This is a genomic window from Knoellia aerolata DSM 18566, assembly GCF_000768695.1.
Classification (GTDB): domain Bacteria; phylum Actinomycetota; class Actinomycetes; order Actinomycetales; family Dermatophilaceae; genus Knoellia; species Knoellia aerolata.
On record NZ_AVPL01000002.1, the window covers coordinates 97,343 to 112,604 of the forward strand.

At 70.6% G+C, this 15,262-nt stretch carries 17 protein-coding genes and 1 pseudogene; 14 read left to right on the plus strand and 4 right to left on the minus strand.

Annotated elements, in window-relative coordinates:
- Positions 1–118 precede the first annotated feature (118 nt).
- Positions 119–1,069, minus strand: a pseudogene (locus tag N801_RS20015) (serine hydrolase domain-containing protein); the annotation flags it as partial.
- Between the two features lie 160 nt (positions 1,070–1,229).
- On the opposite strand from N801_RS20015, the gene N801_RS01655 reads away from it, so the two are divergent.
- Positions 1,230–1,478: a hypothetical protein gene (locus N801_RS01655; RefSeq protein WP_035932203.1), complete on the plus strand. Its 249-nt coding sequence runs from the start codon at positions 1,230–1,232 to the stop codon at positions 1,476–1,478.
- A gap of 8 nt (positions 1,479–1,486) precedes the next feature.
- On the opposite strand, the gene N801_RS01660 is transcribed toward N801_RS01655, so the two are convergent.
- Positions 1,487–1,690, minus strand: coding sequence for a hypothetical protein (locus tag N801_RS01660; RefSeq protein WP_035932204.1), 204 nt, complete (start codon positions 1,688–1,690; stop codon positions 1,487–1,489).
- Positions 1,691–1,832: 142 nt separating this feature from the next.
- On the opposite strand from N801_RS01660, the gene N801_RS01665 reads away from it, so the two are divergent.
- The 10 genes from N801_RS01665 to N801_RS01710 are packed head-to-tail and all read left to right on the plus strand — an operon-like array spanning position 1,833 to position 9,299.
- A complete protein-coding gene (locus N801_RS01665) occupies positions 1,833–2,564 on the plus strand; it encodes a helix-turn-helix transcriptional regulator (protein WP_052112498.1) in 732 nt (243 codons plus the stop codon).
- Positions 2,561–3,979, plus strand: a complete 1,419-nt coding sequence (gene sufB, locus N801_RS01670; RefSeq protein ID WP_035932206.1) for a Fe-S cluster assembly protein SufB — start codon at positions 2,561–2,563, stop codon at positions 3,977–3,979. Before N801_RS01665 ends, sufB begins: the two co-directional genes overlap by 4 nt.
- Positions 3,976–5,151: a Fe-S cluster assembly protein SufD gene (gene sufD / locus N801_RS01675; protein ID WP_035932207.1), complete on the plus strand. Its 1,176-nt coding sequence runs from the start codon at positions 3,976–3,978 to the stop codon at positions 5,149–5,151. The genes sufB and sufD overlap by 4 nt, the downstream gene beginning before the upstream one ends.
- Positions 5,148–5,492, plus strand: a complete 345-nt coding sequence (locus N801_RS01680) for a non-heme iron oxygenase ferredoxin subunit (RefSeq protein WP_035932209.1) — start codon at positions 5,148–5,150, stop codon at positions 5,490–5,492. The genes sufD and N801_RS01680 overlap by 4 nt, the downstream gene beginning before the upstream one ends.
- Before the next feature lie 6 nt (positions 5,493–5,498).
- Positions 5,499–6,257, plus strand: coding sequence for a Fe-S cluster assembly ATPase SufC (gene sufC / locus N801_RS01685; protein WP_035932210.1), 759 nt, complete (start codon positions 5,499–5,501; stop codon positions 6,255–6,257).
- Between the two features lie 10 nt (positions 6,258–6,267).
- Entirely contained in the window at positions 6,268–7,569 is a 1,302-nt protein-coding gene (locus N801_RS01690) for a cysteine desulfurase (protein WP_035932212.1), read from the plus strand.
- On the plus strand, positions 7,569–8,048 hold the full coding sequence (sufU, locus tag N801_RS01695; protein ID WP_035932213.1) for a Fe-S cluster assembly sulfur transfer protein SufU: 480 nt from the start codon (positions 7,569–7,571) through the stop codon (positions 8,046–8,048). Before N801_RS01690 ends, sufU begins: the two co-directional genes overlap by 1 nt.
- On the plus strand, positions 8,045–8,374 hold the full coding sequence (locus N801_RS01700; RefSeq protein WP_035932214.1) for a metal-sulfur cluster assembly factor: 330 nt from the start codon (positions 8,045–8,047) through the stop codon (positions 8,372–8,374). Before sufU ends, N801_RS01700 begins: the two co-directional genes overlap by 4 nt.
- Positions 8,375–8,401: 27 nt before the next feature.
- Positions 8,402–8,932, plus strand: coding sequence for an acVLRF1 family peptidyl-tRNA hydrolase (locus N801_RS01705; RefSeq protein ID WP_035932215.1), 531 nt, complete (start codon positions 8,402–8,404; stop codon positions 8,930–8,932).
- A gap of 7 nt (positions 8,933–8,939) precedes the next feature.
- Positions 8,940–9,299: a hypothetical protein gene (locus N801_RS01710; protein WP_035932217.1), complete on the plus strand. Its 360-nt coding sequence runs from the start codon at positions 8,940–8,942 to the stop codon at positions 9,297–9,299.
- A 30-nt stretch (positions 9,300–9,329) separates the two neighbouring features.
- Here the strand turns inward: N801_RS01710 and N801_RS01715 are convergent, their stop codons facing one another.
- Positions 9,330–9,644 carry a hypothetical protein gene (locus tag N801_RS01715; protein WP_035932218.1) on the minus strand — a complete coding sequence of 105 codons (315 nt, stop codon included), beginning with the start codon at positions 9,642–9,644 and terminating at the stop codon, positions 9,330–9,332.
- 43 nt (positions 9,645–9,687) lie between these two features.
- Positions 9,688–10,596 carry a KPN_02809 family neutral zinc metallopeptidase gene (gene ypfJ, locus N801_RS01720; RefSeq protein WP_035932219.1) on the minus strand — a complete coding sequence of 303 codons (909 nt, stop codon included), beginning with the start codon at positions 10,594–10,596 and terminating at the stop codon, positions 9,688–9,690.
- A gap of 131 nt (positions 10,597–10,727) precedes the next feature.
- Between ypfJ and N801_RS01725 the strand changes: the two genes are divergently transcribed.
- From N801_RS01725 to N801_RS21320, 3 genes are all read left to right on the plus strand, one after another.
- Positions 10,728–12,326 carry an ABC-F family ATP-binding cassette domain-containing protein gene (locus N801_RS01725; RefSeq protein WP_035932220.1) on the plus strand — a complete coding sequence of 533 codons (1,599 nt, stop codon included), beginning with the start codon at positions 10,728–10,730 and terminating at the stop codon, positions 12,324–12,326.
- A 116-nt stretch (positions 12,327–12,442) separates the two neighbouring features.
- Positions 12,443–14,329, plus strand: coding sequence for an ABC transporter ATP-binding protein (locus tag N801_RS01730; protein ID WP_035932221.1), 1,887 nt, complete (start codon positions 12,443–12,445; stop codon positions 14,327–14,329).
- Between the two features lie 133 nt (positions 14,330–14,462).
- Positions 14,463–15,161, plus strand: a complete 699-nt coding sequence (locus tag N801_RS21320; protein WP_035932223.1) for a hypothetical protein — start codon at positions 14,463–14,465, stop codon at positions 15,159–15,161.
- The last annotated feature ends 101 nt before the right edge of the window (positions 15,162–15,262 follow it).

Sequence of the window (15,262 nt, forward strand, 5' to 3'; positions counted from 1 at the left end):
CGGCCGGGTCGACGAGGTGCGCGTCGATCGCGCGCGCCAGCACCCGGGCCACCGGCCAGGCGCCGTGCGAGCTGTTGCCGAGCACGGTCACGGTCGTGCGCTCGCCGACGAGGTGGGTCGACCGGAACGACACGCCGGCGTCGTACCCCTCGAGGACGAGTGCCGGGTGCGTCCGGTGGAGCCAGAACCCCAGCCCGTAGCGCAGGTCCTCGTCCGGGACGTCGTGGCGCGGCCGGCTCATCTCGTCGACGGACTCGCGCCCGACGATCCGGCCGTCGAGCAGGGCCAGCCAGAACCGGTGCACGTCGTCGGCGGTCGTGAACGCCCCGCCGTCCCCGTTGCCGAGCACCGGGAGGTGGAGCGTGTTGACGAGGTCGCCCTCGTCCCACAGGTAGCCGAGCGCCGCGTCGGCCGGGAGCTCGTTGAGCGGGAGGAAGCCCGTGTGCCGCAGGCCCGCCGGCTCGAGCACCAGGCTCTGCACGACGTCGTGGTAGGTCCGGCCGGTGGCGCGCTCGAGTGCGAGCGCCAGCACCATGTAGCCGCCGTTGCAGTAGGCGAAGCGCTCGCCCGGGGTGAACACCTGTGGGTGGCCCTCGAGCACGGGCAGGAACGCCTCCGCCGTGGTGAGGGTGTGGGGCGGCACGTCGAGGACGAGGTCCGCCGGCTCCCACGTGCTCTCGTCGAGGTAGTCCCCGATCCCCGACGTCTGGCCCAGCAGGTGCTCGATCGTCACGCCGTCGTCGACGAGGGGCAGGTCCGCGCCGAGCAATCCGCGCAGGGGCTGGTCGAGGCCCAGCTCGCCGTCCTCGACGAGCCGCATCACCGCCAGCGCGGTGAACGTCTTGCTGCCACTGGCGATGCCGATCCGCGTGCGGGCCGTCATGGGTGCCCGCAGGGCCCGGTGGGCGAAGCCCTCGCACCGCTCGAGGGTCCGGTGGTCGTCGACGTCCACCGCCACCACGCCGGTGAAGGCCGCCTCCCGGATCGCCTCGTCGAGCAGTGCCGCGTCCACGTGCAGCTCGGCCCCTGGGGACACCTGCGCCTCCTGCTCGGGTCGTCGGCCCCGCACACCGCCGTCGGGTGACGGACAGCAGCCAGGCTCCGGGCCAGTCTCGCCGATCTCAGGGTCTGGGGGCTGGATCTCAGGAGGAGAGCCCGATGCCGGCAAGGAGGCGCCGGCGGGAGCGTGGAGGGGTCAGCACGACCACCCCCGGAACCCAGGACCTGTCATGAACCGCACCGCACCACTCCCGCAGCGCATCCTCGCGTCCGTCGCCACCGCCGCCACCGCGGTCCTCCTCGTCGTGGCCGGCGCCGTCCCGGCCTCCGCTCGTCCGGACCCGGGGGAGACGCGCGTCATCCCGGTCGGGACCTCGACGCCCCCGTGCCCGCTCGAGCGCGTCGGCGCGCAGTACGTCCGTTGTGACGACCTCACCGGCAACGGGGTCCCGGCACCTGCCTGGGTGGCCGAGTCCTGAGCGAGGGGTCAGCCCACGCCGCCGCCGTCGAAGCCGCCACCACCAGCGCCGTAGGTATCTCCCGCCCGGTACGCGTCGTTGCGGCCCCGCTCGAAGGCGGCCCGCTCCCGGTCGGTCAGTCCGGACCCTCCCGTCCGCCGCCGGTCGAAGAACCATGCAGTGACCACGGCGACCGCCAGCACGGCCGCCACGGTGCCCCAGAACCAGAGCATGTCCCCTGCTCCCTTCCCGTCGGCGACGCCGCCGACGTCGATTCCAGTGTGGTCCTGGCGCGGCTCCCCTGTCGATGCCCCCAACGCGCCCGCGCCTGGTTAGGGGGGCCTTCGTTTCCCAAGCCCTGCGCAATTACGTAACATGGGTGTTGTGAATATCGCGCGTACCGCCATGGTGCCGCAGGTCCTCGAGTCGCGTACGCGCGACCGGGTCCTGCAGGCCATCGGTGAGCGCGGTCCGGTGACGGCCACGGCGCTCGCCGACGACCTCGGACTCACCGTCCCCGCGGTCCGACGCCACCTCGAGAACCTCACCGAGGCAGGGCTCATCGACGAGCGTGAGAGCGCGGCGTCCCCGGGCCGCGGCCGTGGGCGGCCGGCCCGCTCCTTCGTCCTCAGCGAGGGCGGCCACCAGGCGCTCGAGTCCGACTACGACCACCTCGCGACCGAGGCGCTGCGCTTCCTGTCGCGGGAGGGCGGCGACGACGCCGTGAGGCGCTTCGCAGAGTCCCGCGTCGGTGCCGTCGAGAAGCGGTATGCCGCAGAGCTCGCCTCCGCGGGTCCCGACACCGCCGAGCGGGTCGACGTGCTCGTCGCCGCGCTCACGCGTGACGGCTTCGCCGCCTCCGCCCGGCCCGTCGGCCGCACGGGCCCGAGCGCCGACGCTGCACCCACCGGGCTGTCCGGCATACAGCTCTGTCAGGGTCACTGTCCGGTCCAGCACGCCGCCCGGGAATTTCCCCAGTTCTGTGACGCTGAAACGGACGCGTTCTCGCGCCTCCTCGGCGTGCACGTCCAACGTCTCGCAACCCTCGCGCACGGAGATCACGTGTGCACGACGTTCGTCCCCACCACAGAAGGGTCCACTCGATGAGCACCATCGAAGAGCTCAACCCGGGTCTCAAAGACCTCGGGCGCTATGACTTCGGATGGGCGGACAGCGACGCTGCTGGCACCAACGCCCGACGCGGACTCAACGACGAGGTCGTCCTTGACATCTCGCGGCGCAAGAGCGAGCCGCAGTGGATGGAGGACCTCCGCATGAAGTCCCTCCGCCTGTTCCACAAGAAGCCCATGCCGACGTGGGGGAGCGACCTCACCGGCATCGACTTCCAGAACATCAAGTACTTCGTCAAGTCCACGGAGAAGCAGGCGACCTCCTGGGAGGACCTGCCCGAGGACATCAAGAACACGTACGACCGTCTTGGCATCCCCGAGGCCGAGAAGCAGCGGCTCGTCGGCGGCGTCGCTGCCCAGTACGAGTCCGAGGTCGTCTACCACCAGATCCGTGAGGACCTGGAGGAGCAGGGCGTCATCTTCGTCGACACCGACACCGGCCTGCGCGAGCACGAGGAGCTCTTCCGTGAGTACTTCTGCTCGGTCATCCCGGCGGGCGACAACAAGTTCGCCTCGCTCAACACCGCCGTGTGGTCGGGTGGCTCGTTCATCTACGTCCCGCCGGGTGTCCACGTCGACATCCCGCTGCAGGCCTACTTCCGGATCAACACCGAGAACATGGGCCAGTTCGAGCGGACGCTGATCATCGCCGACGAGGGTTCCTCCGTGCACTACGTCGAGGGCTGCACCGCGCCGATCTACCAGTCGGACTCGCTGCACTCCGCCGTCGTCGAGATCATCGTCAAGAAGAACGCCCGGGTGCGTTACACGACCATCCAGAACTGGTCCAACAACGTCTACAACCTCGTCACCAAGCGCGCGACCTGCGCCGAGGGGGCGACGATGGAGTGGATCGACGGCAACATCGGCTCCAAGGTGACGATGAAGTACCCCGCCGTCTTCCTCATGGGCGAGCACGCCCGTGGCGAGACGCTGTCCGTCGCCTTCGCCGGCGAGGGCCAGCACCAGGACGCCGGCTCCAAGATGGTCCACGCCGCGCCCAACACCTCCTCGACGATCGTGTCGAAGTCCGTGGCGCGTGGCGGCGGCCGCACCTCGTACCGCGGCCTCGTCCAGATCATGGAGGGCGCGCACGGGTCGAAGTCGAGCGTCGTCTGCGACGCCCTGCTCGTCGACACGATCAGCCGCTCCGACACCTACCCCTACGTCGACATCCGCGAGGACGACGTGACGATGGGCCACGAGGCCACGGTCTCCAAGGTGTCCGAGGACCAGATGTTCTACCTCATGTCCCGAGGCATGTCCGAGACCGAGGCGATGGCGATGATCGTGCGCGGCTTCGTCGAGCCGATCGCCAAGGAGCTGCCGATGGAGTACGCCCTCGAGCTCAACCGGCTCATCGAGCTGCAGATGGAAGGAGCGGTCGGATGAGCCTGCTGGCCAGCAAGCCCCAGACCAGCGAGTACCCCGGCCACACCGACAGCGTCGCCGCCTTCGTGCCCGACCAGTCGCGGGCCGAGCGCACCACCTCGTATGCCGTCGCGGACTTCCCCGTCCCGTCCGGCCGCGAGGAGGAGTGGCGCTTCACCCCCGTCGACCGGCTCCAGTCGCTCTTCGCCGAGACGGCCGGCACGGCGCTGCGCCGTGAGGAGTTCCTGCCCGAGGGTGTGACCCTCTCCAGCCTCTCCCGCGAGGAGTGGCTGGCCAGCGGTGCGCCGAAGCCGGCCGACCGCGCGGCTGTCGTCGCCGTCGACCAGGCCCAGTCGGTGACCGTCCTCGACGTGCGCGCCGAGGCCCAGCCGGAGGAGCCGGTGCGCATCAGCCTCACCGGTGAGGGTGCCCTGTCGCACGCGCACACCCTCGTGCGCGTCGGCCAGTTCGCCAAGGTGACGATCGTCCTGCGCCACGAGGGCGACGCCCAGTACTCCGAGCTGCTCTCCGTCGTCGTCGGCGACGGTGCCGACGTCACGCTCGTCACGGTCCAGGAGTGGGACGACACCGCCCTGCACTTGGGCCAGCACGACGTCGTCGTCGGCCGTGACGCCACCGTGCGCCACATCGCCGTCACCCTCGGTGGCAGCATCGTGCGGCTCAACACGAACGCCTCGTATGCCGGTCCGGGCGGCTCGTTCGAGGCGCTCGGCGTCTCCTTCGCCGACGCCGGCCAGCACCAGGAGCACCGCCTCTTCGTCGACCACGAGGCGCCGCACTGCCGCTCCAACGTCGAGTACAAGAGCGCGCTGCAGGGCGACTCCGCCCACACCGTGTGGGTGGGTGACGTCCTCATCCGCGCGAGCGCCGAGGGCACCGACACCTACGAGCTCAACCGCAACCTCATCCTCACCGACGGCGCCCGGGCCGACTCGGTGCCGAACCTCGAGATCGAGACCGGCGAGATCGCCGGTGCCGGTCACGCCTCCGCCACCGGTCGCTTCGACGACCAGCAGCTCTTCTACCTGCAGGCCCGAGGGATCGACGAGGACACCGCCCGACGTCTCGTCGTGCGTGGCTTCTTCGCCTCGATCGTCGGCCGCATCGGCGTCCCCGAGATCGAGTCCCACCTGATGGAGGCCATCGACCGCGAGCTGGAGGGGACCGCGTGAGCGACACCCAGGCGACGTCGAACGGCTTCATCCGCGTCTGCGCCCTCGACGAGCTCCCCGCCGTGGGGGTCGTCGCCGCCGACATCGGCGGCAGGATCGTCGCCATCGTCCGCACGGCGGAGGGCGAGGTCCACGCCGTGGACGACACCTGCACCCACGCCAACGTCTCGCTGTCCGAGGGAGAGCTCGACGGGTGCACCCTCGAGTGCTGGCTGCACGGCTCGCGCTTCGACATCCGCACCGGGGAGCCGTCGGGCCCTCCCGCCACCGTCGCCCTCGCCGTCCACACCGTCAAGATCGTGGGTGACGACGTCCACGTCGCCCTGACCCAGGAGAGCTGAACCTTCATGAGCACACTCGCAGTCACTGACCTGCACGTCACCGTCGAGACCGAGCAGGGCACCAAGGAGATCCTCCGTGGCGTCACGCTGACCATCAACTCCGGTGAGACGCACGCGATCATGGGCCCCAACGGCTCCGGCAAGTCGACGCTCGCGTACTCGATCGCCGGCCACCCCAAGTACACGGTCACCCAGGGGACCGTCACCCTCGACGGCGAGGACGTCCTCGCCATGAGCGTCGACGAGCGAGCCCGCGCGGGCCTCTTCCTCGCCATGCAGTACCCCGTCGAGGTCCCCGGCGTCACGGTGAGCAACTTCCTGCGCACCGCGAAGACCGCCATCGACGGCGAGGCCCCCAAGCTGCGCACGTGGGTCAAGGACCTCAAGCAGGCCATGGGCGCGCTGCGCATGGACCCCAAGGTGTCCGAACGCGGCGTCAACGAGGGCTTCTCCGGCGGCGAGAAGAAGCGCCACGAGATCCTCCAGATGGAGCTGCTCAAGCCGAAGTTCGCGATCCTCGACGAGACCGACTCCGGCCTCGACGTCGACGCGCTGCGGATCGTGTCGGAGGGCGTCAACCGCGCCAAGGAGACCACCGGGTCCGGGGTCCTGCTCATCACGCACTACACCCGGATCCTGGGCTACATCACCCCCGACTTCGTCCACGTCTTCGTCGACGGACGGATCGCCGAGCAGGGTGGGCCCGAGCTCGCCGACCGCCTCGAGGCCGAGGGCTACGACCGGTTCCAGGGCGCGAGCGCCTGAGCTGGCACCCATGACAGCCTCGCCGTTCTCCCCCGAGGAGGTCGCCCGCATCCGGGCCGACTTCCCGATCCTCGCGCGCACCGTGCGTGACGGTGCTCCGCTCGTCTACCTCGACTCCGGGGCCACCTCGCACAAGCCCGTGCAGGTCCTCGACGCCGAGCGCGACTTCTACGAGCGCCTCAACTCCGCGCCCCACCGTGGAGCCCACGCGCTCTCGGAGGAGGCCACGGCGGCATACGAGGGTGCGCGCGAGCGCATTGCGGGCTTCATCGGCGCGGCGGCCCAGGACGTCGTGTTCACCAAGAACGCGACCGAGGCCCTCAACCTCGTCGCCTACGCGTTCTCGGGCTCGCCGCACCCGGGCATCCCGGGCAGTGAGCGCTTCGCGCTGGGCGCCGGTGACGAGGTGCTCGTCACCGAGATGGAGCACCACGCCAACCTCGTGCCGTGGCAGGAGCTGTGCCGACGCACCGGGGCGACCCTGCGGTGGATCCCCGTCACCGACGAGGGCCGGCTCGACCTCTCCGACCTCGACTCGCTCCTCACCGAGCGCACCAAGGTCGTCGCGGTCGTCCACGCCTCCAACGTGCTCGGCACGTTGAACCCGGTCGACGAGCTCGTCGAGCGCGCCCACGCCGTCGACGCCCTCGTGGTCCTCGACGCCTGCCAGTCGGTGCCGCACCTGGGCGTCGACGTCGAGGCGCTCGGTGTGGACTTCCTCGCCTTCTCGGGCCACAAGATGTTCGGTCCCAGCGGCATCGGCGTGCTCTGGGGTCGCCGCGAGCTGCTCGAGGCGATGCCGCCGTTCCTCACCGGGGGCTCGATGATCGAGACCGTCCGGATGGAGGCCAGCACCTACGCCCCGCCGCCGCAGCGCTTCGAGGCGGGCGTGCCGATGACCGCACAGGCCATCGGCCTCGCGGCGGCCGTCGACTACATCGACGCCCTCGGCATCGAGCGCATCCACGCGCACGAGCTCGCGCTCACCGAGCGGCTCCTCGCCGGTCTCGCGGCGCGCCCGTGGGTCACCGTCGTCGGACCCACCGACCTCGAGTCGCGAGGGGGCACGGTCGCGTTCGTCGTCGACGACGTGCACGCCCACGACGTGGGGCAGGTCCTCGACGGTTCCGGCGTCGCCGTCCGCGTCGGCCACCACTGCGCGTGGCCCCTGCACCGCCGCTTCAAGGTGGCGGCGACGACGCGAGCCAGCTTCGCGGCATACAACACCGTGGGTGAGGTCGACGCCCTGCTCGACGCGCTCGACACCGTGCCCGAGATCTTCGGTGACCCACGGCTGCGAGGAGCGAGCTGATGGACCTCTACCAGGAGCTCATCCTCGAGCACTCCAAGCGCCCCCAGCACGCGGGTCTGCGCGAGCCCTTCGAGGCCGAGGTGCACCACGTCAACCCGACCTGCGGCGACGAGGTGACCCTGCGTCTCCACATCGTCGGGGAGGGACCCACCGCCGTCGTCGAGGACGTCTCGTACGACGCTCTCGGCTGCTCGATCAGCATGGCCTCGGTCTCGATCCTCGCGGAGGAGACGATCGGCCACCCGCTGAGCGAGGCACTGACGACCTTCGAGGCGATGAAGGCGATGCTCACGTCCAAGGGGGAGGACCCCGGCGACGAGGAGGTCATCGGTGACGGCGTCGCCCTCGCCGGTGTCGCCAGGTACCCCGCACGCGTCAAGTGCGCGCTCCTCGGATGGATGGCGTTCACCGATGCGTTGCACCAGAGCGGTCACCGCGTCGCGGTCACCGGCACAGATCCTGAGGAAGGAACACCATGAGTGAGACCACCAGCGCGCCGGTCAACGTGGCCGACGTCGAGGAGGCCATGCGCGACGTGGTCGACCCGGAGCTCGGCATCAACGTCGTCGACCTCGGGCTCGTCTACGGCATCACCGTCGACGGCCAGAACCACGCCGTCATCGACATGACCCTGACGTCGGCGGCCTGCCCGCTGACCGACGTCATCGAGGACCAGACCCAGCAGTCGCTCGAGGGCCTCGTGTCCTCGTACCGCGTCAACTGGGTCTGGATGCCCCCGTGGGGCCCGGACAAGATCACCGACGACGGCCGCGAGCAGCTGCGCGCCCTCGGCTTCAACATCTGAGTCGTCACCTTCCGTGATCGTCACCGCGTGAGTCGCGTCGTCGAGGTCGCGCCCGAGCGGTACGCCGCCTGGCGCGAGCGCTTCGACTCCAACAACCCCGACGGCCCCCAGCGGGTCGTCGGGGTCACGCGTTTCGAGCACCGGTGGCTCGCCGTGGTGCTCATCAGGCGGGGCGGGTATGCCGTCGCGCTCGTCGACGGGTCGACCCTCGTCGCGCACAAGGTCGGGACACGCCACGTGCAGTCGCGCACGGCCGCCGGTGGCTGGTCCCAGCAGCGGTTCGCGCGGCGTCGGGGCAACCAGGCCGACGAGCTGGTGCGCGCCGTGGCCGACCACGCCCAGCGCATCCTGTCGCAGGGCACGCCGCAGGCCCTGGTCGTCGGCGGGGACCGCACGCTCGCCGGCGAGGTGCTGGAGGACCCCCGGTTCGCGTCGCTGCTCACCTTGCCGCGCCGGGAGTTCGCCGACATCGGCGACCCTCGTCGCGCCGTCCTCGACGAGGTCGTGCGCAGGTCCCGGGCCGTCGAGGTGCACATCGACGACGGTCCGGGTCGATGATGGGCGCATGGCCTCCTACACGGTGAACCGCTCGGCGGTGCGTCACGCCCGCGACCTCATCGCGGCCGGCAAGGTGGTCCTCGACAGCGAGTGGAGCGAGGTCCAGCCCGACGCCGACGCCCAGAACGCCTTCCTCGAGGAGCACGGGTGGCGCGACTACGGCGCCTGGCACCTCGGCCTCACCGAGGGTGCCAACGACGAGACGAAGGCGCGGCACGCGTTCGCGTTCGGTGACTTCGACAGCCTGCACCGCAGTGCGCTCATCGCCTGCGTCTTCCGCGCCTCGCAGTGGCGGCACAAGAAGGTCGAGCTGGCCGCGCACCGGCTCCTGCAGGAGCTCGACAAGGCGCACCCCGGGGGAGACTGACCGACGGCACGTCGCGTGTCGCGGACAGGGTCAGTGACCGACCCGTCGCCTGGCGCCGGTGCGCAGGACGAGGCCCGCCAGCAGGACGCCGAGGGCCGCGAGCGCGGTGGTGTCGACGGCGGGGACGAAGCGGACCCGCCCGTCCCTGATCGCGTACACGCCGATGCCGCGGACCATGCCGCCGAAGCCGCTGCCACCCCCGTCACCGTCCGTGCCCCCGCCGCCACCGCCGATGGCGACGGCCACCGGGACGACGAGGACCCCGTCGTGCTCCACCGGGCTGCCGAAGACCCGCCGGACACCGACCTGGTCGCCCACCTTCTCGAGGATCTCCTCGGGTGTCATCGGGACCTCCTGCTCATCGGTCGTGCACGGCGGATCGGCCAGGTCAGGAGACCCGGTCGACGTTGAAGGTGTTGCACTGGTTGAGGTCGCCGGTCTTGAAGCCCTGGAGGAACCACCGCTGGCGGGCCTCGGCGCTGCCGTGGGTCCACGCCTCCGGGTTGACCTGGCCCTGGGTCTTCTCCTGGATGCGGTCGTCGCCGACGGCCGACGCGGCCGACAGCGCGCTCTTGATGTCGGCCTCGGTGAGCGGCTCGAGGAACGGCTTGCCCTCGGGACCCTCGGTCGTCGAGGCGTTCTTGGCCCAGACGCCGGCGAGGCAGTCGGCCATGAGCTCGATCCGCACGGCCCCGCTGTTCGGGCCCTGCGGGTCCTGCTGGGCGCGGCCCAGGAGGCCGAGCTGGTCCTGGAGGGCGTGGCCGTACTCGTGGGCCACGACGTACTCCTGCGCCAGGGCCCCACCGTCGGAGCCGAACTGCTGCTGGAGGATCGCGAAGAAGTCGGCGTCGATGTACACCTTCTGGTCCAGGGGGCAGTAGAACGGGCCGACCTGGTTGCTCGCGGTGCCGCACTGCGACTGGGTCGAGCCCTGGTAGAGGACGGTCTTGGTCGGCTGCCACTGCTTCTGGTAGCGGGGGAGGGCCTCGGTCCAGAAGGCCTGCACCGAGTTCACGGTGCCGATGACGCGGCACTCGACGTCGGCGTCGGCGTCGGCCCCGGTCTTGCAGCGCTCGAAGGCCTCGCCACTCGTCGAGGTCCCGTCGACCTGCTCCCGGCCCGTGCCGCCTCCGCCGCCCGTGGGGAGGTCGGAGGGGTTGATGCCGAAGATGAGGGCGATGATGAGCATGATGATGCCGCCGATGCCACCGCCGACCGCGATGCCACCCGGGCCACCGCCGCTGCCTCCCGACTCCACCTGAGAGGTGTCGAGACTGACGTCGTCGTTGAAGCTCATGCACGTCCTCCCATGGTGGGCATTTTCCGTGCGGAGCACGGCGCCACCTAGACTAGGCGTCAGAAGGCCCGCGGTGTGCCAGCGGTGCGCCTCGTGATGACACCGACGAAAACCCACGACGAAGGACTCCTGTGCTCTCTGCTGCCGCGATCGAGCTGCGCGCGGGTCCCCGCCTGCTCCTCGACGGAGTCTCCTTCCGTGTCGCCGCCGGCGACCGGATCGGGCTCGTGGGGCGAAACGGGGCCGGCAAGACGACCCTCACCAAGGTCCTCGCCGGGGTCGGGCAGCCCGCGGCCGGGCAGATCCAGAGCACGGGCGAGGTCGGCTACCTCCCGCAGGACCCGCGCACCGGCGACCTCCACGTCACCGCCCGCGACCGCATCCTCTCCGCACGTGGCCTCGACCAGATCGTGCGAGACCTGCGTGCCGCCGAGACCGCCATGGCGGAGGAGACGGGCGAGAAGCAGGAGAAGGCCATGCGTCGGTGGGGTCGGCTCGACGCCGAGTTCCAGGCGGCGGGCGGGTACGCCGCCGAGTCCGAAGCGGCCTCGATCGCCTCCGCGCTGGCGCTCGAGGAACGTCACCTCGACCAGTCCCTCGACACCCTCTCCGGTGGACAACGCCGCCGTGTCGAGCTCTCGCGCATCCTCTTCTCGGGCGCCGAGACGCTGCTCCTCGACGAGCCGACCAACCACCTCGACGCCGACTCCATCGTCTGGCTGCGCGAGCACCTCAAGACCTTCCGCGGCGGCCTCATCGTCATCTCGCACGACGTCGACCTCCTCGACGCCGTGGTCAACAAGGTGTTCCACCTCGACGCGAACCGGGCCGAGCTCGACATCTACAACCTCGGCTGGAAGCCCTACCTCCAGCAGCGTGAGACCGACGAGCGGCGTCGCAAGCGTGAGCGGGCCAACGCCGAGAAGAAGGCCGGCGTCCTCATGGCCCAGGCCGACAAGATGCGCGCCAAGGCCACCAAGACCGTGGCCGCCCAGAACATGCAGCGTCGCGCCGAGCGGCTCCTCTCCGGCCTCGAGTCCGAGCGCGCGGTCGACCGCGTGGCCAAGCTCCGCTTTCCCGACCCGTCGCCGTGCGGGCGGACCCCCCTGCGTGCATCCGGGCTGTCGCGGTCGTACGGCTCCCTCGAGATCTTCACCGACGTCGACCTCGCCATCGACCGCGGGTCCCGCGTCGTCGTCCTCGGCCTCAACGGCGCGGGCAAGACGACCCTGCTGCGGATGCTCGCCGGCGTCGACGCCCCGGACACCGGCCAGGTCGAGCCCGGTCACGGCCTCAAGATCGGCTACTACGCGCAGGAGCACGAGAACCTCGACGTGGACCGCACGGTGCTCGACAACATGAAGTCGGCCGCGCCGGAGCTCGGCGAGACCGACGTCCGCAAGGTGCTGGGCTCGTTCCTCTTCTCCGGCGACGACGTCGACAAGCCCGCGGGTGTGCTGTCGGGCGGGGAGAAGACCCGCCTGTCGCTGGCCCTGCTCGTCGTCTCGTCGGCCAACGTCCTGCTCCTCGACGAGCCGACCAACAACCTCGACCCGGCCTCGCGCGCCGAGATCCTCGGGGCGTTGCGGACCTACAAGGGCGCGGTCGTCCTCGTGACCCACGACGAGGGTGCCGTCGACGCGCTCGAGCCGGAGCGGATCCTGCTGCTGCCCGACGGCGTCGAGGACCTCTGGGGCCCGGACTACAAGGACCTTGTCACCCTCGCCTGAGATCGTGGGACGACGCACGAGGAATCGGCCGGGCCTCCAGCCCGTTGACCTGTCGTGCACCTGAGGACCGAGGATCGACGACATGACGGATGCAGTGACATGAGAGCGGGATCCCGATGAGCATGGCCGGCTGGCAGGCCATCCACAGCCTGAGCAAGGACGCGAGCGTCCGGTCCAAGGAGCTGGCCCCGGGCACGACCCGGCGGGTCCTGTCCTATGCCGCCCCCTACCGCCGCATCATCGCGGTCTTCCTCAGCCTCGTCGTCGTCGACGCGGTGCTCATCGTCGCCACCCCGTTCCTGCTCAAGAGCCTCATCGACGACGGGATCTACCCGAAGAACTCCGGCCTCGTCGTCCGCCTCTCGCTCCTCGTGGCGGCCATCGCGGTCCTCAGTGCCGGCCTGACGCTCGTGTCGCGCTGGCTCTCCTCGCGCATCGGCGAGGGCCTCATCGTGGACCTGCGCACTCAGGTCTTCGCCCACGTCATGCGCCAGCCGATCGCGTTCTTCACGAGGGCGCAGACCGGCGCCCTGGTCTCACGCCTCAACAACGACGTCATCGGCGCGCAGCAGGCCTTCACGTCCGTGCTCTCGAGCGTCGTGAGCAACGCGGTGTCGCTGGCCCTCATCATCGGCGGGATGCTCTACCTCTCCTGGCAGCTGACCATCGCCTCGCTGCTGCTCGTCCCGATCTTCCTCGTGCCCGCCCGGGCCATGGGTGGCCGACTGGCAGCGATGGCCCACGAGCAGATGGGGCTCAACGCCGACCTCGGCACCCGGATGACCGAGCGGTTCAACGTCGCCGGCGCCCTGCTCGTCAAGATCTACGGCAACCCGGACACCGAGGACCGCGAGTACTCCGAGCGGGCCGAGCGGGTCCGCGACATCGGCGTGCGCATCGCGGTGAACCGGTCCGTCTTCTTCGTCGGTCTCACGCTGGTCGCTGCGCTCGCCACCGCCCTCGTCTACGGCTTCGGGGGAGTCATGGCGGTGGGCGGGGGCCTGTCGGTCGGCACCCTCATCGCGCTCACTGCCCTCCTCGGGCGCCTCTACGGACCTCTCACGACGATGTCGAACGCCCGCGTCGACGTCATGACCGCGCTCGTCTCCTTCGAGCGCGTCTTCGAGGTCCTCGACCTCAAGCCGCTGGTCGCCGAGGCTGCGGACGCCGTCCCGCTTCCGGACGGTCCGGTCCGCGTCGACCTCGACCACGTCGGCTTCGCCTACCCCGCTGCCGACGACGTCTCGCTCAGCTCGCTCGAGTCCACCGCGACAGGCGACCGGGGTGCGGGGGAGGTCGTGCTCGACGACATCGACGGGACGATCGAGCCCGGGCAGATGGTCGCCCTCGTCGGACCGAGCGGGGCCGGCAAGTCCACGCTCACCGCCCTCGTGGCCCGCCTCTACGACCCGACGAGTGGCGCGGTCCGGGTCAACGGCGTCGACCTGCGCCGGGCCACCTTCGCGTCGCTGCGCGACACCGTCAGCGTGGTCACCCAGGACGCGCACCTCTTCCACGACACCATCCGCGCCAACCTCCTGTATGCCGCACCGTCCGCGTCCACCGCCGACATCGAGTCCGCGCTGCGCGCCGCCCGGATCTGGGAGCTCGTGGAGCGGCTGCCGTCCGGGCTGGACACGGTGGTCGGCGACCGCGGTCACCGGCTGAGCGGCGGCGAGAAGCAGCGCATCGCGATCGCGCGGCTGCTGCTCAAGGGCCCGCGGCTCGTCGTCCTCGACGAGGCGACGGCGCACCTCGACAGCGAGAGCGAGGTGGCGGTGCAACGCGCCCTCGACACCGCGCTCGAGGGGAGGACCTCACTCGTCATCGCCCACCGGCTCTCGACCGTGCGCCACGCCGACGTCATCCTCGTCATGGACCGGGGCCGCATCGTCGAGCGCGGCACCCACGCCGAGCTGCTGGCCAACGGCGGCCTCTACGCGGACCTCTACACGACCCAGTTCTCCGACCAGGCCATCCTCACGACGGACGCCGCGACATAGTCATTTCGGGTGATGACACTGACGTCTTCGGGTCATCTCTCAGGGAGCACCGACCGGGGCCGATCTTCCTAGGCATGCTCTCGGTAACCAGCACGACCGTGCTGGTCCGGGGACATCGAAGGAACTCACACCCATGGCTCAGCAGATCACCCGTCGTCTCACCAGCGCCGCCTTCGGGCTCGCGCTCGTCGGCGCGTCCGGCGTCGCCTTCGGGGCCGCGGCCCAGGCCGACTCCCAGGACAACATCACCTTCTGCCACGCCACCGGCGACGCGGGCACGTTCGTCGTCCTCACCACCGACGGTGCGAGCATCGTCAAGGGGGCTCACGGCACGCACCAGGACGGACGCGACGTCATCCCGCCGTTCGAGTACGTCGCGCAGGGCTCGGAGGACACCGTGAGCTTCGAGGGCCTCAACTGGGACGACAACTGGGAGACCGACGGCGCGGGCGTCGCCACCGAGGACGTCGCCGCGGCCGACTGCGCTCCCGCAGGCGAGCCGACGCCGACCGTCACCCCGACCCCCACGCCGAGCGTCACCCCGACCCCCACGCCCAGCGTCACGGTCACTCCGACCCCGACGCCGAGCGTCACGGTCACCCCGACCCCTGGCGTCACCACGACGCCGAGCGTCACGGTCACCCCGACCCTTGGCGTCACCACGACGCCGGGCCCCTCGACGAGCCCCGGGCAGCCGAACGGGCCGGTCATCGAGACCGACCTCGTCGACCCGGCCGGGACCAGTCTCGGGTTCGTCCTCGGCGGGACGGCGCTGCTGCTCGCCGGCGGCGCGACCCTCGCCGCCTCACGACGTCGGGGCAGCCACTCCTGACCCGTCGGTGTAGCCACTCCTGATCCGTCGGGCGGCCACTCCTCACACCACGCGTCGCCCCCCGTCCGCGGGGGGCGACGCGTGGTTGTCGGGTCCTTCAC

Bases quoted from the DNA above. Each gene is read 5' to 3' on its own strand.
- N801_RS01655 (WP_035932203.1), top strand. From the start codon at position 1,230: ATGAACCGCACCGCACCACTCCCGCAGCGCATCCTCGCGTCCGTCGCC.
- N801_RS01660 (WP_035932204.1), bottom strand. From the start codon at position 1,690: ATGCTCTGGTTCTGGGGCACCGTGGCGGCCGTGCTGGCGGTCGCCGTG.
- N801_RS01665 (WP_052112498.1), top strand. From the start codon at position 1,833: ATGGGTGTTGTGAATATCGCGCGTACCGCCATGGTGCCGCAGGTCCTC.
- sufB (WP_035932206.1), top strand. From the start codon at position 2,561: ATGAGCACCATCGAAGAGCTCAACCCGGGTCTCAAAGACCTCGGGCGC.
- sufD (WP_035932207.1), top strand. From the start codon at position 3,976: ATGAGCCTGCTGGCCAGCAAGCCCCAGACCAGCGAGTACCCCGGCCAC.
- sufC (WP_035932210.1), top strand. From the start codon at position 5,499: ATGAGCACACTCGCAGTCACTGACCTGCACGTCACCGTCGAGACCGAG.
- N801_RS01690 (WP_035932212.1), top strand. From the start codon at position 6,268: ATGACAGCCTCGCCGTTCTCCCCCGAGGAGGTCGCCCGCATCCGGGCC.
- sufU (WP_035932213.1), top strand. From the start codon at position 7,569: ATGGACCTCTACCAGGAGCTCATCCTCGAGCACTCCAAGCGCCCCCAG.
- N801_RS01700 (WP_035932214.1), top strand. From the start codon at position 8,045: ATGAGTGAGACCACCAGCGCGCCGGTCAACGTGGCCGACGTCGAGGAG.
- N801_RS01710 (WP_035932217.1), top strand. From the start codon at position 8,940: ATGGCCTCCTACACGGTGAACCGCTCGGCGGTGCGTCACGCCCGCGAC.
- N801_RS01715 (WP_035932218.1), bottom strand. From the start codon at position 9,644: ATGACACCCGAGGAGATCCTCGAGAAGGTGGGCGACCAGGTCGGTGTC.
- ypfJ (WP_035932219.1), bottom strand. From the start codon at position 10,596: ATGAGCTTCAACGACGACGTCAGTCTCGACACCTCTCAGGTGGAGTCG.
- N801_RS01730 (WP_035932221.1), top strand. From the start codon at position 12,443: ATGAGCATGGCCGGCTGGCAGGCCATCCACAGCCTGAGCAAGGACGCG.
- N801_RS21320 (WP_035932223.1), top strand. From the start codon at position 14,463: ATGGCTCAGCAGATCACCCGTCGTCTCACCAGCGCCGCCTTCGGGCTC.